Genomic DNA, 17,171 nt, shown 5'->3' with positions numbered 1-17,171 from the left:
GAATACACAATTTGTTGAAAATCCTCGTCTACTTGCACGCTTTGCCGAGGGACAACCTCAATGAGTTGCTGCCAGAAGTCTTGTCTTGCTCTATGAAACCAGTATATCTGAGCCCTGGATTTCGAGGCTGCGCCTCTAGGACCCTACACGCACCAGCCTTCGGGCCTGTCAGGAGAAACCTTTGTTCACCGCGAACCTGATCGGGTCAGAGTCCCCCTGTTGAACAATCGTTTTGACTCCCAGGCTGCCGCATCGGCGCGCCACATGCTCCGGCTGATCGAAGACCAGGCTCAGATCGGCGTCTGGTCCATCGATCTGCAGGATACCGCGATCGCCCTTTCGGAAGGACTCCTGCGGATCGCGGGGCTGCCGTACCCGAGCAGCGACGGCGGCGCGGTGCTGGACCTCGTTCATCCGGCGGACTGGAACATCCGCGAGGAGATGTGGGCCGCGCTCACGTCCGGCCTGTCCGTGCATCGTGAACTGCGCATCCTTCGGCCTGACAGGACCGTCCGCTGGATCGAGATCAAGGCCGACGTCGTGCTCGGGTCCAACGGCCGACCGGCGCGGATCGACGGAATCGTCATCGACATCACGAGCCGTCGGGAAGCCGCGCAATCGATCGACTGGAGTCAGGCACGCTACCAAGGGCTCGTTCAGGCCATTGCCGCCGTGGTCTGGATCGTGAACAGCGATGGCGTGCACTGGCCATGCCCCAGTTGGTGCGAGTTGACCGGCATGTCCGAAGCGGTCTGGCGCAAGGGGGGCTGGACGCTCGCCATCCACCCGGATGATCGGCCCCGTGCAGCCCAGGCTTGGGCGATCGCCTTCGAGCGTCGGGCTCCGTACGAGGCCAATTATCGACTGCGGTGCGCGGACGGACAGTATCGGTGGATGAGCAGCCGTGCCGTTCCGCTGTTCAACGCCGATCAGACGACCCGCGAATGGATCGGCCTCATCCTCGACATGACGAGTTCCGCCAGCGCCATGGCGCAACCCACTCCCGCGCGCCTCGAGAACGTGACCGGGTCCCTGGTTCGAAGCGGGCGGGCGATGCTGAACTGGTCGATCCCGGAACTCGCAGCGGCCGCCAAGGTCTCTGATTCCAGCGTCAAGCGCTTCGAGGAGGGTGGTGGAACCGCCCTGCGCCCGCGAACCCGGGATGCGATCCGCTCCGCCCTGGAAGCGGCCGGACTCGCTTTCGTCACCACCGCGCCAGGCGAGGTCGCCCTCCTGTACCGCGAGGGAGCGGCCGAGCCACCCGCCGGCGACCCCGGATCCGAGCCGGAATGAGGCCGATGCCCGCTGCCCGGCCGGGGTCCTGACGATCCCGGTCGAGCGGGCGGGCGATGGATCTCAGCGCGCGCCGAGCAGTTCGACGTCGAAGATCAGCGTCGCGTTGGGGGGGATCACGCCACCGGCGCCGCGCGGGCCGTACCCCTGGTCCGGCGGGATGATGAGCGTGCGCTTACCGCCCACCTTCATCGTGGCGACCCCCGTGTCCCAACCGGCGATGACCTGACCGGCGCCGAGCGTGAAGGTGAAGGGCGTGCCGCGATCGCGCGAGGAATCGAACTTCTTGCCCGGCTTGCCGCCCTCGTCGAGCCAGCCGGTATAGTGGACGCTGACCTTCTGGCCGGCCTTGGGCTCGGCGCCGGTGCCGACGACTTCGTCGCGGTACTGCAGGCCCGAGGGCGTGGTGATGGTCTCGGCGGAAGCGGATGCGGTCATGGCGAGGATCAGGGCTCCGGTGAGGGCGTAGAGCGGACGGCGCATGGGTGCTGAGGTCCTAGTCTGGCGTACCAAGGCCGGCCAGTAGCACGGACGGCCTACGCCGTCAGCGCCTTTGCCCGGCTCGGTCAGGGGGTCGCGCCCGTCCGGCGCCCCAACAGGCGCTTGGCCTCAGCGCGCGCTTCACCTTCCAGGCGCGCGAGACGCAGGCGACGCTCCAGGCTCACGAAGTGGCGCACCCCGCCCGGCACGGCCACGATCTCGGCCACGGTCTCCCGCTCCCGGTAAAGGCTCTCGAGCGCGGATCCGGCCGTCGTGGCGGAATCGAGCCGATCGGCGAAGGCGTCGGCGTGCAGGGCCCGTACGATCTCCACCTCCAGCACCAAGCCTGGTGCCAGGGCCCGGGCCCCCTCGTCATAGGCGGTCTTCAAGAGGTAGGCGGTGCCGGCCGAGACGAGCGCGAGGCTGATCGCCAGGGCACGCCCCTCCAGGCTCAAAATGTCGGCTCGCACCCCGACCGGTCCGGCGGTCCCGGCGAAGACCGCGCGGGCGAAGGCCGTGTGGGCGGGGCGGCACGCCATGGCGGTACCGGTCTCGCCCTTCCAGCCCGCCGCTTCGAGAACCAGGAAAGCCTCGAGGGCTGCAGCGAGGCGCGGGCCGCCGGTGGCCACGTCGAAGGAGACGGTGCCCCCCTCGGCGAGCCGGCGCTGGCGGCGGCGCAAATCCTTCAGCCGGGAGCGATGGGGATGTCCGTCGAGGAAGGCGGCGTGGTCGGGGCGCCTGTCGAGGACCGGGCGCTCGAAGCGGGCGACCTCCCCGCACTCCCATCCGGCGGCTCGGAGCGCGGCGAGCAGGTCCCGGCCGAGCCGGGTGTCGGACGAGAGGAGCGGCCAGCGCCAGGGCCGCCCGCCCGAGGCCTCGCGCAAGCCCTCGACGAGCGCAGCGAGGATGGCGGGGCGCTCCGCCCCGGTGGCGACGAGCGGCGCCGTCGTGGTGATGAAGGGTGAGACGAAGGGCAGGGCCACGGGCCAGCCCAGACCGCAGATGTCGTAGGACATGCGGAAGGGCAGAAGGGCCGCCAGGCCCTGCGGCCCGCGCACTACCAGGATCGACAAGTCGGCACTTGCGAGGCCTGCTGCCGCATGCGCCAGCATCACCTGGCGCCCGTAATAGGGGTGAGCGTCCTCAGCACCCATACAGAGTGCATCCCAGGCCCCCGCCTCGGCTTCGAGATCGGCCAACGTGAGGATCGCGGGAGTAAAAGCCGGCGTGGCCGTGCCGATCGAAGTGGCGATCATCGCGGATTCCGACCGAACGAGGGAAGTTGGACCGGTGTCGTCAGCCCGTGGACGGACTTGGCCACTCCGGCCATGGCAATAGCCCGCACGGTCGTGGCGAGCGCCATGCCGAGGGCAGCGCCGAGCACCCCGAGCACCGGCACCAGCGCGAGGCAGAGGCCCGCTGCCAGGACCAGCATTGCCACGGTGACCAGGGCCGCCAGCCGTTCGCCACCCAGCATGTTGAGCAGATCCTCTCCGGGGCCGAAGGCGCTGGCGAGGATGCTGCCCGCCACGAGGACCGCAAGGATCGGAAGGCTGTCCCGGAATTCGGGGCCGAACAAGCCGAGCAGCAGCGGCGCGGCAGCCAGGACCGCAATCCCGACGAGGATCGTGGCCGCCAGGGTCAGGCGGGCCTGCATCCGCACCAGCGCGGCGAGCCCGGCCCCGTCCCCGGCGGCATGGGCGGCGGTGAAGCGCTGGGCGGTCGCCGCGGTGGCGGCGAAATGAACGAAGACCACGAATTGCTGGATGCGGGTCGCGGCGAAATAGAGCCCCACGGTGGCGGGCGAGGCGAGGAGGCTCAGCACCACGACATCGACGAAATTGAAGCCGGCGCTGGCGAGATCGCTCGCGGCGATGGGCAGGCAGGCCCGGAACCAGCGACGCCATTCGTAGCGCCGGGGGCCGGCCGAGAGGGTCCGGCGCAGGCGCATCGCCAACAGGCCTGCCTGGATCGCGACGGCTGCGCCCGTGGCCACCAGTGTGCACAACACGGCGACGCGCGCCTCCGCCGGTGCGCCGAGTCCGACCGCGAGCAGCATCGCGGCCATGATCAGGCCCTGGCGCAGCAGGTAAGGAGGCGCGATGGCGAGCACTGCCCAGTTCTGGCTGCGGGCGATTCCCTCGCAGTAATCCTGCAGGGCGAAGAGGGGCAGGACCAGGGCTGCGACGAGGAGAGGTGCGGCGTAGGGGCCGTCGAGGAGGGAGCCTTCGGCCCAGACCAGGGCCAGACCGAGGAGCGCGACGGCGCTGGCAGTGGCCAAGGTGACGGCGAGACCGCCGAAGACGTAGGCGCGCACGGCCGCCTCGTCGCCCCGCGTCTGATCGGCCGGGAGGAACCGGCAGGCACCCTGGGAAAGGCCAAGGGTCGCCGAATGACCGAGAATGGCGATCCAGACCCAGATGGCGGCGAAGATACCGTACTCGGTGCCGCCCATGAGGCGGGCCATCAGGACCTGTGCGACGTAAGCGAAGCCGGCAGCCGCGATGCGGATCGCGAAGACCTCGACGGCCGCGCCGGTGGCGCCGGTTCGTAGGCGCGCCATGCCGTTCCGGAACCTGGACGCCCCGATCCTGTCCGCCGCGATGCTCAACCGTGACACCCCCGCCCTCCCACCGGAGTTAGCGGGTCCGGCCTTGCGGGCCGGTTAAGCGCCGAGGTTAAGGCTTCGCGTTCAGGGCGATGCGGGTGCGGGCGGTGGCGCGAGGGTGAGCGCGGGCCGGCCGGCGCTACCGGTCGCGGCCGGGTCGGGCTGCAGCAGAGAGAGGGTGATGGCGCGGGTGACATGTTCGGCCATGCAGCGCAGGCCAAGGTCGTTCAGGCGGAACTGGGTGCCGAGCAGGTGCCCCTCCCCCTTATCGTTCCGATGGGCCAGATAGCGCATGGCCTCGTAGCGCTGCACCAGGGGCACGGCCTCGCGCAGGGCCACCGCCTGCACCTTGCGCACCAGGGCAGTGTAGTAATCGTCGGCCGCCAGGCTTGCCGTGTAGACCGGGCTGACCAGCACGACGTCGATCTCGTGACCCTTGATCCACTGCACGGTCTCGTCGAGGGCTTCCCCGAAGGCATCCAGATCGACGCGGGCCAGGGCATCGTGAGAGCCGACCTGCCAGATCACGAGGTCGGGCTCCAACTCGGCGACCATGCTGCGCAGGCGCTCGCCGGCGCCGGATGCGATCTCGCCCTGCAGGCCCCGGCTTTCCACCACCACATCGACATCGGGCAGCGAGCGTTCGAGCGCCGTTTCAAGCTTGACCGGATAGGTGGCCGAGGCCCCCAGGCCCATCGTGGAGGCGCCGATGGCAAGGACGCGGACCGGACGCTTGTCCTTCAGGGCCAATTTCACGGCGCCGAGGCGTGCCAGCGTATAGAGCTTGGAACCCGGAACCCGGCATTCCGGTGACAGCGCGACGTCGACCGCCTCCGCGTCGGGCCCCATTCCGGCGGCGACCCCGGGCGGTGAAACGATCTTCGCCGGCGTTGAAGGTGCCGGTTTCGTCGTCGGCACATCGCCCGATGGCAGCGCCTGATGTGCCGAGGGCTGTTGTCCCAGAGCTTCCCGCCCGCCCGCGATGCAGGCGAGCGTCAGGCTCAAGGCGAGGAGAGCCGTGGCTTGCGGGAGCGCCATTCGACGAACCATGCGGTAAAACCCAGTGCGAACACGCCTGACCCTACGACGAAAATGTCAACAACGACACCGCCGCCAGCCCAGAACCTCACAAGTTGCGCGGCCAGACTCAACAGTGAACCGATCGAGAAGACCGCCAGTGAATTACGCCCGAGGCTGGCCAGGAAGGCCGTGACCCAGCCCAGACGTGGGGCGAGGAGCGCATAGAGCGTCTGAAAGGCCAGGAGCACGCCGAGGAAGTGGATCAGCCGGGCCGGCGACAGGTAGGTCTTGTCGAATGTGAAGACGAGGCGCGGGTCGGGCACGAGGAGCGGATCGGGCCGCAACTCCAGGACCGACAGGACGATCCCGGTGAGCACGATCACGACGCCCGCCGGCACGAGGCGGTGCGCCCAGCGCTTCAGCCACGGCGATGTCCGGCTCCAATCCTGTGCCGTGAAACCGAGGACGAGGAGCAGCTGCCAGCACAGGGGATTGAAGAACCAGTCGCCCTCCCCGGGCCAGGAGGGCAGGTTCCACTCGAAGACCAGGCTCGCCGCATAGAGGCCGAAGGAGAGCATCAGCGCGGTCAGCCGGCTCTCCCGCGCGATGAGCACGAAGACCGGCGCGATGCCGAGCAGCACCACGTAGAGGGGCAGAATGTTGAAGAAGCCGAGTTGGTGCGTGAGAAGCACGAACCCGACCATGGTCTGGATCGGGTCGGCGAAGAACCCACCGGCATTGTGCCATTCGAGCAGCAGCGGGTTGTCGAGGACCAGGGCGGTCCCGGCGATCATGGCGAGCGCCAGGGCCATGGTGGTGATCTGCGCCCGATAGACCTCGATGGTGCGCGACAACAGCCGCAGGACGGTCCGCAGACGGGGTTCGGGGCTGCCGTCGCGGTTGCGCGTGGCGATACCGATGGACCACCCGGCGAGGAACACGAAAAGCTCAGCGGCGTCCGAGATGCCGTACTGGGAGTAGGTGTAGCGCTCGAAGGTGTTGCCGGGGATGTGGTTCACGAAGATCGTGATGAGGGCGAGCCCCCGCCAAAAATCGACCGCGTTCGGTTCGCGCATCGGGACTCCGCTCTCCGGCACTTCGAAGGGACAGGGGTTCAGCGGGCTGGACGATGCGGCCACGCGGTGGGGCCCGCCCTGATACGGTGCCCTCGGGGTTCTGCAAAGGGCTCGGGGTTCTGCAAAGGGCAGGTCGCGCGGTGACCGTTCGGGCTTGCCCTCGCGCGACCTCGAGGCTTCCGATGATCGGCGCGATCCCGTATGCCCCTTCGGGGCCTTCCAGCTTGATGTTTGATCACCCGTGCCATCCGCATCGGGCCCCAGGGTGTCGCGCCGATGGTGAACCGCATGTCTCAGGACTTCGCCCCGCCCCTGCAGGATCCCACCGCGGGCGACGCCGCGCCGGTCCCGACCGGCGTGACCGGGCTCGACGAGATCCTTCACGGCGGATACGCCGCGCAGCGCGCCCATCTCGTCGAGGGGCGTCCGGGCAGCGGCAAGACCACGCTCGGCATGCAGTTCCTGATCGATGGAGCGAGCCGCGGTGCGCGGGGCCTCTACATCACCCTGTCGGAGAGCCGGCGCGAACTGCTCTCCGTGGCCGAGCGTCACGGCTGGTCCCTCGACGGCGTCGAGATCTACGAACTCGTGCCTCCCGAACTCAGCCTGGATTCCGAGCAGCAGCAGAGCCTGATCCACGCCTCGGATCTCGAACTCGGAGAAACCGTGCGCATGGCGCTCGCGGCGATCGAACGGGTGAACCCGGAACGGGTGGTGTTCGACAGCCTGTCGGAAATCCGGCTGCTGTCCCAGGGCTCGCTGCGCTACCGCCGGCAGGTGCTGGCGCTGAAGAGCTACTTCCTCCTCAACAACGCCACGGTGCTGATGCTCGACGACCTCAGCACCGAGGACGACGACCTCAACCTGCATTCGATCAGCCACGCGGTGCTGCGCCTGGAACAGGTCACGCCGAGCTACGGAGCGGGGCGCCGGCGCCTCCACGTGATCAAGATGCGCGGCACGCCCTACGAGAGCGGGTATCACGACTTCGAGCTCCGGCGTGGCGGGCTTCGCGTCTTCCCTCGCCTCGTGGCGGCGGACCATCACACCGCTTTCACGCCCGGGACCATCGCCTCGGGCGTGCCGGAACTCGACGCCGTCCTCGGCGGAGGCCTCGACCGGGGCACGACGAACCTCATCATCGGGCCCTCCGGAGCCGGCAAGTCCACCCTGGCGATGGGCTATCTTGCGGCCGCCCTGGACCGGGGGGAGGCTGGGCTCGTCCTCAGCTTCGACGAGACCGTCGGAATCCTGTTGCGCCGGGCCGCCAGCGTCGGCTTCCACCTGAGCCCGCACCTGGAATCCGGCCTCCTGCGTATCGAGCAGATGGATCCGGCCGACATCTCGGCGGGCGCGTTCGCCGGGCGCATCCGCGACGCTGTCCGCGCCGATAAGGCCCGTGTCGTCGTGATCGACAGCCTCACCGGGTACATGAGCGCGATGAGCGGTCAGCCGCACCTCGTGATGCAGATGCACGAGATGACCACCTACCTGAACCAGCAGGGGGTGGTGACGATCCTCGTCCTGGCCCAGCACGGCATGGTGGGGCGGATGGAGACGCCGGTCGACCTCACCTACGTCAGCGACGCGGTGGTGATGCTGCGCTTCTTCGAGGCGGGCGGACGCGTGCGCCGAGCGCTCTCAGTGCTCAAGAAGCGCACCGGGGCCCACGAGGACAGCATCCGCGAGTTCCGGATCGACGCCCACGGGCTGCGGGTGGGCAACGCCCTGACGCAGTTCCGCGGTGTGCTCACCGGGGTGCCCACCTTCGAGGGCGAACGCGTGGACCTTCTCGACGACCGCCCCACTTCGGCGGAGCCGAACACCAACCCCGTATCGGGCCCCGATGCCGCAGCCTGATCCCATCGCCCTGATCCTTGCGCCGGGCGGCCGGGATGCGCGGGTCGCCGCCGCGATCCTGGCGGAAGTCGGCATCGCTGCCCGCGTCAAGGACAGCCTCCCCGACCTCGTTGCCGATCTCGATGCGGCGGCCTGCGCCGTCGTCACCGAAGAAGCCCTGCTGCGTTCGGATCGCCGGGCGCTCGCCGAATGGTCCGAGCGCCAGCCGCCCTGGTCGGACTTCCCCTTCATCCTCCTGAACCATCGCGGCGCCTCGCCGGATGAACGCCTGACCGGGCTTCTCGGCAACGTCACCCTGTTGGAGCGGCCGTTCCACCCTGCCGTGCTCGCCAATGCCGTACGGTCGGCCCTGCGCGCCCGTCGCCGGCAATGGGAGGTGGCGGCGCACCTGGAGGAACGGCAGAGGACGCACGAACGCCAGGCCCTCCTGATCCGCGAACTGCACCACCGGGTGAAGAACACGCTGGCCACCGTCCAGGGCCTGCTCGGAGCGACCGCCCGCTCCACCAGCGACGTCGAGACGTTCTATCACTCGTTCTCGAACCGCATCGTCTCGCTGGGTAAGACCCATACCCTGCTCACCGAGGATTACTGGCAGACCGCTCCGCTGCACGAACTTCTCGAGAACGAACTCAACCCGTACAACGATGCCGACGGGCAGCGCATCCGCCTCGATGGCCCGCAACTCGAACTCGCCGCCGATCTCGCGGTGCCGACCGGCATGGCCTTTCACGAACTGACCACCAACGCGGCCAAGTACGGCGCCCTGTCGCTGCCCGCCGGGCGGATCACCGTGGCCTGGACCGTTACGATGGAGGAGAGGGGCCGCCGCCTCACCCTCGACTGGTTGGAATCGGGCGGCCCGTCCGTGGCACCACCCCAGCGCAAGGGGTTCGGCTCGACCCTGCTGCAGCGGGTGCTCGCGCAGCAATGCAATGCCACCGTGGCGATCGACTACGCCGAGACGGGCCTGCACTTCCGCATGGATGCGCCGCTGCCGGAGGAGCGACTTGTGCCCAGCTACTGAGGGCCGGGCGGGTGCTCAATCGAGGTAATCGCCGTACTTCTCGACGTGACGCGCGAGGCCGAGGCCGTGCTCGCGCACCAGACGCTCGGCGCGCTCCGCATCCCGCGCTTCCAGCGCCTGAATGATCTCGACGTGCTCCTTGATCGAGTTCGCGGCGCGCTCCCCCTGCCGCAGGGCGGTGTTCCGGATGCCACGGACATGCATCAGCAGGTTGCTGGTGATGTCCTTGATCACCTCGCAGCCCCCGAGGGCGATAATCTTCTGGTGAAAGCGGATATTGGCGTCCGAGTACTCGTCCATGTGGTCGGACGGGCGCCCCTCGTAGAATTCGGGGAAATGCTCGCGCAGGCACCGTAGTTGCTCGTCCGTCGCGTGCTGGCAGGCGAGGCGGGCGGCCATGCTCTCCAGGGCGGACCAAGCCTGGATCATGGCCACGATCTCCTTCTTGGATTTCTTGATCACGAAGACGCCGCGCCGGGCCTCGAAGCGGACGAATCCCTCCTGTTCCAAGACGGTCAGCGCCTCGCGTACCGGCGTGCGGCTGACCCCGAGATCCTGCGAGAGCTTGCGCTCGTCGAGCCGCACCTCTTCACGCTGGCTGTAGATGTTCATGTTGGTGATGGCTTCTTTCAGCGCATCATAGGCCAAGGCCCGCAAGCTCGACGTCGCGGCGAGCGGCTTGATCTGAAAAGTCGTGGACTCAACCATCTCTACACCCGGAACAAGTTCAGGAACGCCGACGCTGCGCACATTTGGTCCGGAGCATGCCGAACCCGTTCCCGGAATACAAGGAAACAGGAAGCGTTCGTCCGGGACAAAAACTGAATAGCCCCCCTGCGACAACGACATAGCTGAATCAGCCCGCGAAAGCGTGAACACGCCCGCGTCTGCCGACCGACCGGATGGTCTCTCGTCCGCGTCCCCGACATCGCGAGCGACGGGCGGTCCGCAACGCTCCGGCATAGGAGGGCCGCGATCCGGTTTGACACTTGGTATTTGGTATGCCACCATTCTGATACTGACAAATCGAAGGCCAGGACCGGCGGCACGGCGCTCGAATCAGCCTTCGTCGTACAAGACCTCGCCCTGCATGGTGGACCGTCAAGTGATCCGGTGAGCCATCGCCGGCCATGACTGACCCGCACCTTGCGCGAAGACCGGGCCGCGAACCGCGTCCCGGCGCCTATCGCCGGATGAACGGGTCGATGGGCCCTGACGCCCGGTGCGACCGACGCAATCAAGAACGGCGCACAAACAAACAAGAAGCGCCACAACCGGAGGAAATCACCATGGATAGAACCGCTGGCACCGATCACGCGCACGCCGTCCACGACCACGCGTCGGACGCACAGGGCACGGAGGCTCACGAGCGCGAGCAGACCGATGGCTTCCACCTCGTCATCGACGCGCTGAAGCTGAACGGCATCACCAACATCTACGGCGTGCCCGGCATTCCGATCACCGATCTCGGCCGCCTCGCACAGGCCGCCGGCATGCGCGTCATCTCCTTCCGCCACGAGCAGCACGCCGGCAACGCCGCCGCGATCGCGGGCTTCCTGACGAAGCAGCCGGGCATCTGCCTGACCGTGTCCGCGCCCGGCTTCCTCAACGGCCTCACGGCGCTCGCCAACGCCACCACCAACTGCTTCCCGATGATCCTGATCTCGGGCTCCTCCGAGCGCGAGATCGTCGACCTGCAGCAGGGCGACTACGAGGAGATGGACCAGCTCGCCATCGCCAAGCCCCTGTGCAAGGCCGCCTTCCGGGTGCTGCACGCCGCCGATATCGGCATCGCGGTGGCACGCGCCATCCGCGCCGCCGTGTCGGGCCGCCCGGGCGGCGTCTATCTCGACCTCCCCGCCAAGCTATTCAGCCAGGTCATGGACGCCGAGGCCGGTGCGAAGTCCCTGGTCAAGGTGATCGACGCCGCCCCGGCGCAGCTGCCGGCGCCCAGCGCCATCGCCCGCGCCCTCGATGTGCTGAAGGGCGCCAAGCGGCCGCTCATCGTACTCGGCAAGGGCGCGGCCTACGCCCAGGCCGACGAGGAGATCCGGAACCTCGTCGAACGCAGCGGCATCCCGTACGTGCCGATGAGCATGGCCAAGGGCCTCCTGCCCGACACACATGCCCAGTCCGCCGGCGCGGCGCGCTCGCTCGTGCTGAAGGAAGCCGACGTCGTCCTGCTGGTCGGCGCGCGCCTGAACTGGCTGCTTTCGCACGGCAAGGGCAAGACCTGGGGCGCCCCGGGCTCGAAGAAGTTCATCCAGATCGACATCGAGCCGAAGGAGATGGATTCGAACGTCGAGATCGTCGCCCCCGTGGTCGGCGACATCGGCTCCTGCGTCTCCGCCCTCCTCGATGGCATGGGCCAGAACTGGCAGGCACCGCCCGCCGCCTGGACCGACGCGATCAGCGCCAAGAAGGAGGAGAACCTCGCCAAGATGGCGTCGAAGCTCAAGAAGAACTCGACGCCGATGGACTTCCACGGTGCGCTCGGGGCCTTGCGCACCATCATCAAGGAGCGGCCGGACGCGATCCTGGTCAACGAGGGCGCCAACACCCTCGATCTGGCCCGTGGCATCATCGACATGTACCAGCCCCGCAAGCGCCTCGATGTCGGCACCTGGGGCATCATGGGAATCGGCATGGGCTTCGCCGTCGCGGCCGCCGTCGAGACCGGCAAGCCGGTGCTGGCGGTGGAGGGCGACAGCGCCTTCGGCTTCTCCGGCATGGAGGTGGAGACGATCTGCCGGTACGACCTGCCGGTCTGCATCGTGGTCTTCAACAACAACGGCATCTATCGCGGCACCGACATCGACCCGACCGGGCGCGACCCCGGCACCACGGTCTTCGTGAAGGACTCGCGCTACGACAAGATGATGGAGGCCTTCGGCGGCGTCGGCGTCAACGTCACCACGCCGGACGAACTCTCGCAGGCTGTCAACGCGGCGATGGACTCAGGGCGTCCGACCCTGATCAACGCGGTGATCGACCCCGCCGCCGGCACCGAGAGCGGCAATATCGGCAGCCTGAACCCGACCAGCACGGTGCGCAAGAAGCCCGCCTGACCCAAGGGACCCGGCGCGGGCTCCCCTCCCCTCGCGGGGACGCTCTCCCGCCCCGCTCACGTCGGACGCGACGGCCGTGAAGACGGCCGTCGCCCCCTTCGCCCCAGAACCGGGTGAGCCCCATGAAAGCCCTCGAAGGCGTCAAGATCCTCGACTTCACCCACGTCCAGTCCGGCCCGACCTGCACCCAGTTGCTGGCCTGGTTCGGCGCCGACGTGATCAAGGTCGAGCGGCCCGGTGTCGGCGATGCCACGCGCCAGCAACTGCAAGACATTCCCGACGTGGACAGCCTCTATTTCACGATGCTGAACCACAACAAGCGCTCGATCACCCTCGACACCAAGAACCCGAAGGGCATCGAGGTGCTCTGGCGGCTGATCGACGAGTGCGACGTACTGGTCGAGAACTTCGCGCCCGGCGCGCTGGCGCGGATGGGCCTGACCTGGGAGGCGATCCACGCCGCCAATCCGCGCATGATCCTGGCCTCCGTGAAGGGCTTCGGCCCCGGCGCCTACGAGAACTGCAAGGTTTACGAGAACGTCGCGCAATGCGTCGGCGGCGCGGCCTCGACGACGGGCTTCCGGACCGACATCCCCATGGTGACGGGCGCCCAGATCGGGGATTCCGGCACCGGCCTCCACTTGGCGCTGGGCATCGTGACCGCCCTCTTCCACCGGACCCAGACGGGCCTCGGTCAGCGCGTGGACTGCGCCATGCAGGACGGGGTGCTCAATCTCTGCCGGGTGAAGCTGCGCGACCAGCAGCGCCTGGAGCGCGGCCCCCTGCCTGAGTACAGCCAGTACGGCGAAGGTATTCCGTTCGGCGATTCCGTGCCGCGCGCCGGAAATGATTCCGGCGGCGGACAGCCCGGCCGCATCCTGAAGTGCAAGGGCTGGGAGACCGATCCCAATGCCTACATCTACTTCATCACGCAGGGCGCGGTCTGGCCGCAGATCTGCGACGTGATCGGCGAGCCGGCCTGGGCGACCCACCCGGACTACGCGACACCGAAAGCCCGTCTTCCCCACCTCAACGAGATCTTCACCCGGATCGAATCCTGGACGATGTCGAAGACCAAGTTCGAGGCAATGGAGATCCTCAACGCCCTGCACGTGCCGTGCGGCCCGATCCTGTCGATGAAGGAGATCGCCGAGGACGAGTCCTTGCGCAAATCCGGCACGGTGGTGGAGGTCGATCACCCAACGCGGGGCAAGTACCTGACCGTCGGCAACCCCATCCGGCTCTCGGCGAGCGAGACCGAGATCACCCGGTCGCCGCTGCTGGGAGAGCACACCGACGAGATCCTGCGGTCCGTCCTCGGCTACTCGGACGCGGACTGCCTCAGGATCGCGGAATCCGGAGCCATTGGGGGCGTCCGGAAGATCGCGGCGGAATAGGAGGCGCGCTCACCCACCCGTTACACTTCACCTAAGGTCTCTTCTCCCACCTCGCGCGGTATCGATTTCCTCGATACTGCGCATTCTTTTATGGGAATGTCGTCGCGCTTCAGGCGATGCCCGCGAAGCGGCCGTTGACGCTGCCGGACACGACCGGGTTGCGGCCCTCGACCTTGCCGGTGGCCCGGGACATCCAATCCGCCAGCTTGACCACGAGGATGACCTGCAGGGCGATCAGGCTGACGGTCGAGACGAGAACGGTTGCGAGCATGGCGGGCCTCCCGGGATGGTGCGGTGCCGTTGTGCCATGTTGCACTGCGATTGGATATATCACATTCCAGCCATCAGGGCTGTTCCGAAAGCATGGCTGTAAGCTGGCACACCAGACCGGGGACCGGCCCGAGCCACCGCCGGGCCCATCCGCGATGGGAAACCCTAGCGTCGATACCTCAACAAAGTGAGTTGCTTACGCGAAATGGCGCGGTGCTGCCTCAACGGGGATCCGTTGCCTGCCGCCCTGCCCCCAGGCGCCGAGGGTGCGGGCCTGACGCTGGCACAGGGTCTCTCCGCAGGTGGCGACCGGCCGCGCCGTCGGCAGCAATTCCAGGGCTGCGAGGACCCCGTGGATCGCTGCGGCGTCCTCCTCGAGACCGGTCAGGCGACCGTGGTCGAGCCGGGCGAGGACCCGTCCCGTGGCGTGATCGGCGAAGCGGATCGTGGTCATCCGGCGCAGGCAATCGCGCAGGAAGCGCATGTCGCCCGGCGCGTCCCGCGGCGGCAGGCCGGCATAGACCTCCTCGGGAGCGCGAGCCTGGATGTTGATGGCCCGGTAGCGGTCGATGTCGAACAGGAATCGCACGTCGAGGATGTTCATTTCGCCATTCGTGCCGAAAGCAATCGTGCGCGGCCGCTCACCCTCGGGCACGCTGTTGTCGAGAAACTCGAAGTGGACCTCCTTGTCCGTGCGTAGAACCCAGGTGAAGAACAGCCGTGGCATGCCCGTATAGGCTTCGACGTTGTGGGCGAGGAGGTCCTCCACGGCCTTGTAGCGGCCGAACTGTTCGCCGCGTTTCCAGGCCCGTTCCACCGTCGCGTCCGGCGGGGTGATCATGAACTGCATGTAGACTTGGCGTCCGAAGCGGGTGAGGAGCTGGCTGCCGAGTTCGGTCCCGGGATTGACCGCGAAGCTGTCGAACCGAAAGCGATCGATGAGCAGGTGCGAAATGCGCCCCGCATCGGCCTTGCGCGCCATGTATCCGTCGAGCTTTCGATCGATGATCTCGACCTCGTGCCCGGTGAGCGGCCCGGCATAGCGCCAGGCGTCGCCGAGGCTGTTGTAATCGAGCAGGTATTTCCGCCAGACATCCGGTGTGATAAGCGCAAAATCAGCCCAGTCCAGCCCGAGCGCCTGCGTCAGCGCACGCTGATACGGCCGGATCGTGCTCTTGCCGGAGGCGGACGAGCCCTTCACGTTCATGATGACCGGGGAGGCCTGCGGGGTGAGGCGCACGAAACCTTCGCGCTCGATCACCGCCTGCACCCAGGGCTCGATCAACTCGCCGAGGACGCGGCTGCCATAGCCGTTCGACACCAGGGTGAGCGCGAGCTGCTTCAGCAAAGCCTTGTCGCGAACGAGGAATCCGCGCCGGCCGATCAGGCTCGCGACCACGTTTCCCAGGGCGGCGCAGGCCGCGATGGCCCGGGGATCGCCCGAGGCGGCGGCTCGCTGCTCCCAATCCTCCAGGTGCCGTGCGGCGCGGGTTTCCGGGTCGAGAGATGCGGTGGGGTGCCGGCCGGGGACCGTTTCCCGTCGAAAGAGCGCCGCCCAACCCCGGCGTCGGGACGGGGCCTCGCCGCGCGCGCCCTCCCCGAGCATCGCGGAAATCTCGGTTTCCAAGAGTGCATCAGTATGCGCGCGGAGGACCGCCAGACGTGCATCAAGCGGCAGGGCCTGTGTAGCAATCTCACCCCGCAGGATCGCCGAGACGATCGCGCGAAAGTTCACGCCGAGGTCGCCGTAGGTCTGCCCCACCGGGACGGACAGATCCGCCATCACCCGGATCAGGACCTCGTGGATGACGAGGCGACCGGCCCGGAAGCGCACGAGGTGGGTCAGCGGCAGGCCGCTGACGTCGCTCATCTCGAACGCGTCGGCGAGGGAGGTCTCGACGTTCTCGGGCCGGAACACCGTGGCGAGCGGCAGGATCGCCCGGGGCAGGCTCGACTCGATTCCAGGGTTCCAGGGGCCGTAAGGCGCGGCATCGTCCGGGTCCGGCGGGAGCGACCCGGCGCGATTCGGCATGCGCCTTGCTCCCCACCAGGTTTGGTGTTCAGGCCGCCTGGGTCTCTTCGTCGATGGCCTCGAGCCGGAGCTGGTACTGGTCGCCCCAGAGTTCGCCGGCCTTTTCGTACCAGGCCGTGTCGAAGAACACCCGGCTGCAGAACTCGCTCGTCCAGATGCAGACCGCGATCAGGCGGCCGTCGACCACCTTCACGTGGCGGCTGATGAGGCCGCGCGTGATCCCGGCGGACGGGCACATGTCGACGCTGGTCATCCCGTAGCTGTTCTCGCCGCTGAAGGTCACGGGGCAGTCGAGGATCGCCAGATAACGCATCAGTCCCGTTTCCTTCCTGTCAGAACCGGCCGCTGCGGGGCCGCGGGGCCCGCCGCGCCGGGAAGCGCCGAGGACACCGATTGAAAGTGTATTCCATGTCGCATGGGGTCAAGATAAACCCAGACGCAAAAGTATTTGCGCGCCGAACGCCGCTTTTTGCAGTGCATGATCCGGAGCCTTGCAGAGACGACGCACCCGCCACCTGAGAGATGATCAGGGAAACCCGTCGCAATTCTGCGTTGCAGCGCTCAAGACCGACCGTAAGCTTCGTCCACCGGCGCTCCGCTCGACATCGCCCCGCCTGAACCTTGCGCGACACAGTCCCAGATGCTCTCGACCGCATGCAGGCAGAGGCCGTCCATGATCGCCAGGTGGTTGACCTTGTGCGCGCAGAAGGCCTGCAGGCGGTCGGCGGGCGTCGCCTGGATGTCCACGGAGGCGAATTCGCCCGTGGTCAACGTCCAGACGAGATGGTCGAGGACATCCAGTCCCTGATCGGCCATCGCACGGAAGATCTCGCGCTCCGTCAGGATTCCGATGAAGCCGCCGCTGTCGTCGCGCTCCCCGTCCACGACGATCACGGCATCAACATCCGGCTGCGACAGAATCCGAATGGCATCGCGCACCGAATGATGCATGCGGATCGTTCGCACACGCGCGCCATCGCTGCGCGCTTGCTGGCCTTCGGGCATGGCGCGGCCCCTCCGAACCCATGAATTCTTGTTGC

Annotated in this window: 15 protein-coding genes; 5 read left to right on the top strand and 10 right to left on the bottom strand. The window is 67.7% G+C overall.

Annotated features, from left to right (window positions below; genetic code table 11):
- The first annotated feature begins 264 nt into the window (after positions 1–264).
- Positions 265–1,293 (top strand): PAS domain-containing protein, encoded by a 1,029-nt coding sequence (locus OF380_RS11310; protein WP_264050854.1) that lies wholly within the window; start codon positions 265–267, stop codon positions 1,291–1,293.
- Positions 1,294–1,356: 63 nt separating this feature from the next.
- On the opposite strand, the gene OF380_RS11305 is transcribed toward OF380_RS11310, so the two are convergent.
- The 5 genes from OF380_RS11305 to OF380_RS11285 all read right to left on the bottom strand — a co-directional run bounded on the left by OF380_RS11305 (position 1,357) and on the right by OF380_RS11285 (position 6,477).
- Positions 1,357–1,776, bottom strand: a complete 420-nt coding sequence (locus OF380_RS11305) for an FKBP-type peptidyl-prolyl cis-trans isomerase (protein WP_264050853.1) — start codon at positions 1,774–1,776, stop codon at positions 1,357–1,359.
- A gap of 83 nt (positions 1,777–1,859) precedes the next feature.
- Positions 1,860–3,029: a GNAT family N-acetyltransferase gene (locus OF380_RS11300; protein ID WP_264050852.1), complete on the bottom strand. Its 1,170-nt coding sequence runs from the start codon at positions 3,027–3,029 to the stop codon at positions 1,860–1,862.
- Complete coding sequence (locus OF380_RS11295; protein ID WP_404810612.1) at positions 3,026–4,378, bottom strand: lipopolysaccharide biosynthesis protein; 1,353 nt, start codon at positions 4,376–4,378, stop codon at positions 3,026–3,028. Before OF380_RS11295 ends, OF380_RS11300 begins: the two co-directional genes overlap by 4 nt.
- A gap of 87 nt (positions 4,379–4,465) precedes the next feature.
- Positions 4,466–5,230 (bottom strand): SGNH/GDSL hydrolase family protein, encoded by a 765-nt coding sequence (locus OF380_RS11290; RefSeq protein ID WP_264051294.1) that lies wholly within the window; start codon positions 5,228–5,230, stop codon positions 4,466–4,468.
- A gap of 152 nt (positions 5,231–5,382) precedes the next feature.
- Positions 5,383–6,477, bottom strand: a complete 1,095-nt coding sequence (locus tag OF380_RS11285; protein WP_264050850.1) for an OpgC family protein — start codon at positions 6,475–6,477, stop codon at positions 5,383–5,385.
- A gap of 288 nt (positions 6,478–6,765) precedes the next feature.
- Between OF380_RS11285 and OF380_RS11280 the strand changes: the two genes are divergently transcribed.
- Both OF380_RS11280 and OF380_RS11275 read left to right on the top strand, forming a co-directional pair.
- Positions 6,766–8,337, top strand: coding sequence for an ATPase domain-containing protein (locus OF380_RS11280; RefSeq protein ID WP_264050849.1), 1,572 nt, complete (start codon positions 6,766–6,768; stop codon positions 8,335–8,337).
- The gene (locus OF380_RS11275; RefSeq protein WP_264050848.1) at positions 8,324–9,364 is read left to right on the top strand and encodes a sensor histidine kinase; all 1,041 of its coding nucleotides are present in this window, start codon (positions 8,324–8,326) and stop codon (positions 9,362–9,364) included. Before OF380_RS11280 ends, OF380_RS11275 begins: the two co-directional genes overlap by 14 nt.
- Positions 9,365–9,379: 15 nt before the next feature.
- Here the strand turns inward: OF380_RS11275 and OF380_RS11270 are convergent, their stop codons facing one another.
- On the bottom strand, positions 9,380–10,072 hold the full coding sequence (locus OF380_RS11270) for a GntR family transcriptional regulator (protein WP_264051293.1): 693 nt from the start codon (positions 10,070–10,072) through the stop codon (positions 9,380–9,382).
- A gap of 581 nt (positions 10,073–10,653) precedes the next feature.
- Here OF380_RS11270 and oxc point away from each other — a divergent pair.
- Positions 10,654–12,432 (top strand): oxalyl-CoA decarboxylase, encoded by a 1,779-nt coding sequence (oxc, locus tag OF380_RS11265; RefSeq protein WP_264050847.1) that lies wholly within the window; start codon positions 10,654–10,656, stop codon positions 12,430–12,432.
- Between the two features lie 122 nt (positions 12,433–12,554).
- Positions 12,555–13,829, top strand: coding sequence for a formyl-CoA transferase (gene frc, locus OF380_RS11260; RefSeq protein WP_264050846.1), 1,275 nt, complete (start codon positions 12,555–12,557; stop codon positions 13,827–13,829).
- A 109-nt stretch (positions 13,830–13,938) separates the two neighbouring features.
- On the opposite strand, the gene OF380_RS11255 is transcribed toward frc, so the two are convergent.
- The 4 genes from OF380_RS11255 to OF380_RS11240 all read right to left on the bottom strand — a co-directional run bounded on the left by OF380_RS11255 (position 13,939) and on the right by OF380_RS11240 (position 17,136).
- Positions 13,939–14,100 carry a hypothetical protein gene (locus OF380_RS11255; protein WP_264050845.1) on the bottom strand — a complete coding sequence of 54 codons (162 nt, stop codon included), beginning with the start codon at positions 14,098–14,100 and terminating at the stop codon, positions 13,939–13,941.
- A gap of 195 nt (positions 14,101–14,295) precedes the next feature.
- The gene (locus OF380_RS11250) at positions 14,296–16,131 is read right to left on the bottom strand and encodes a hypothetical protein (RefSeq protein ID WP_264050844.1); all 1,836 of its coding nucleotides are present in this window, start codon (positions 16,129–16,131) and stop codon (positions 14,296–14,298) included.
- A gap of 28 nt (positions 16,132–16,159) precedes the next feature.
- Positions 16,160–16,444, bottom strand: coding sequence for a hypothetical protein (locus OF380_RS11245; protein WP_264050843.1), 285 nt, complete (start codon positions 16,442–16,444; stop codon positions 16,160–16,162).
- 248 nt (positions 16,445–16,692) lie between these two features.
- Positions 16,693–17,136 (bottom strand): CBS domain-containing protein, encoded by a 444-nt coding sequence (locus tag OF380_RS11240; RefSeq protein WP_264050842.1) that lies wholly within the window; start codon positions 17,134–17,136, stop codon positions 16,693–16,695.
- Positions 17,137–17,171: the final 35 nt, after the last annotated feature.

It is taken from the genome of Methylobacterium sp. FF17, assembly GCF_025813715.1.
Classification (GTDB): domain Bacteria; phylum Pseudomonadota; class Alphaproteobacteria; order Rhizobiales; family Beijerinckiaceae; genus Methylobacterium; species Methylobacterium flocculans.
The sequence above is the reverse complement of the archived record's forward strand: the minus strand, read 5'-3'. Positions and strand labels throughout refer to the sequence as shown.

What these genes read in the sequence shown, in the direction of transcription:
- OF380_RS11310 (WP_264050854.1), top strand. Translation starts at nt 265, where the DNA reads ATGCTCCGGCTGATCGAAGACCAGGCTCAGATCGGCGTCTGGTCCATC.
- OF380_RS11305 (WP_264050853.1), bottom strand. Translation starts at nt 1,776, where the DNA reads ATGCGCCGTCCGCTCTACGCCCTCACCGGAGCCCTGATCCTCGCCATG.
- OF380_RS11300 (WP_264050852.1), bottom strand. Translation starts at nt 3,029, where the DNA reads ATGATCGCCACTTCGATCGGCACGGCCACGCCGGCTTTTACTCCCGCG.
- OF380_RS11290 (WP_264051294.1), bottom strand. Translation starts at nt 5,230, where the DNA reads ATGGGGCCCGACGCGGAGGCGGTCGACGTCGCGCTGTCACCGGAATGC.
- OF380_RS11285 (WP_264050850.1), bottom strand. Translation starts at nt 6,477, where the DNA reads ATGCGCGAACCGAACGCGGTCGATTTTTGGCGGGGGCTCGCCCTCATC.
- OF380_RS11280 (WP_264050849.1), top strand. Translation starts at nt 6,766, where the DNA reads ATGTCTCAGGACTTCGCCCCGCCCCTGCAGGATCCCACCGCGGGCGAC.
- OF380_RS11275 (WP_264050848.1), top strand. Translation starts at nt 8,324, where the DNA reads ATGCCGCAGCCTGATCCCATCGCCCTGATCCTTGCGCCGGGCGGCCGG.
- OF380_RS11270 (WP_264051293.1), bottom strand. Translation starts at nt 10,072, where the DNA reads ATGGTTGAGTCCACGACTTTTCAGATCAAGCCGCTCGCCGCGACGTCG.
- oxc (WP_264050847.1), top strand. Translation starts at nt 10,654, where the DNA reads ATGGATAGAACCGCTGGCACCGATCACGCGCACGCCGTCCACGACCAC.
- frc (WP_264050846.1), top strand. Translation starts at nt 12,555, where the DNA reads ATGAAAGCCCTCGAAGGCGTCAAGATCCTCGACTTCACCCACGTCCAG.
- OF380_RS11255 (WP_264050845.1), bottom strand. Translation starts at nt 14,100, where the DNA reads ATGCTCGCAACCGTTCTCGTCTCGACCGTCAGCCTGATCGCCCTGCAG.
- OF380_RS11250 (WP_264050844.1), bottom strand. Translation starts at nt 16,131, where the DNA reads ATGCCGAATCGCGCCGGGTCGCTCCCGCCGGACCCGGACGATGCCGCG.
- OF380_RS11245 (WP_264050843.1), bottom strand. Translation starts at nt 16,444, where the DNA reads ATGCGTTATCTGGCGATCCTCGACTGCCCCGTGACCTTCAGCGGCGAG.
- OF380_RS11240 (WP_264050842.1), bottom strand. Translation starts at nt 17,136, where the DNA reads ATGCCCGAAGGCCAGCAAGCGCGCAGCGATGGCGCGCGTGTGCGAACG.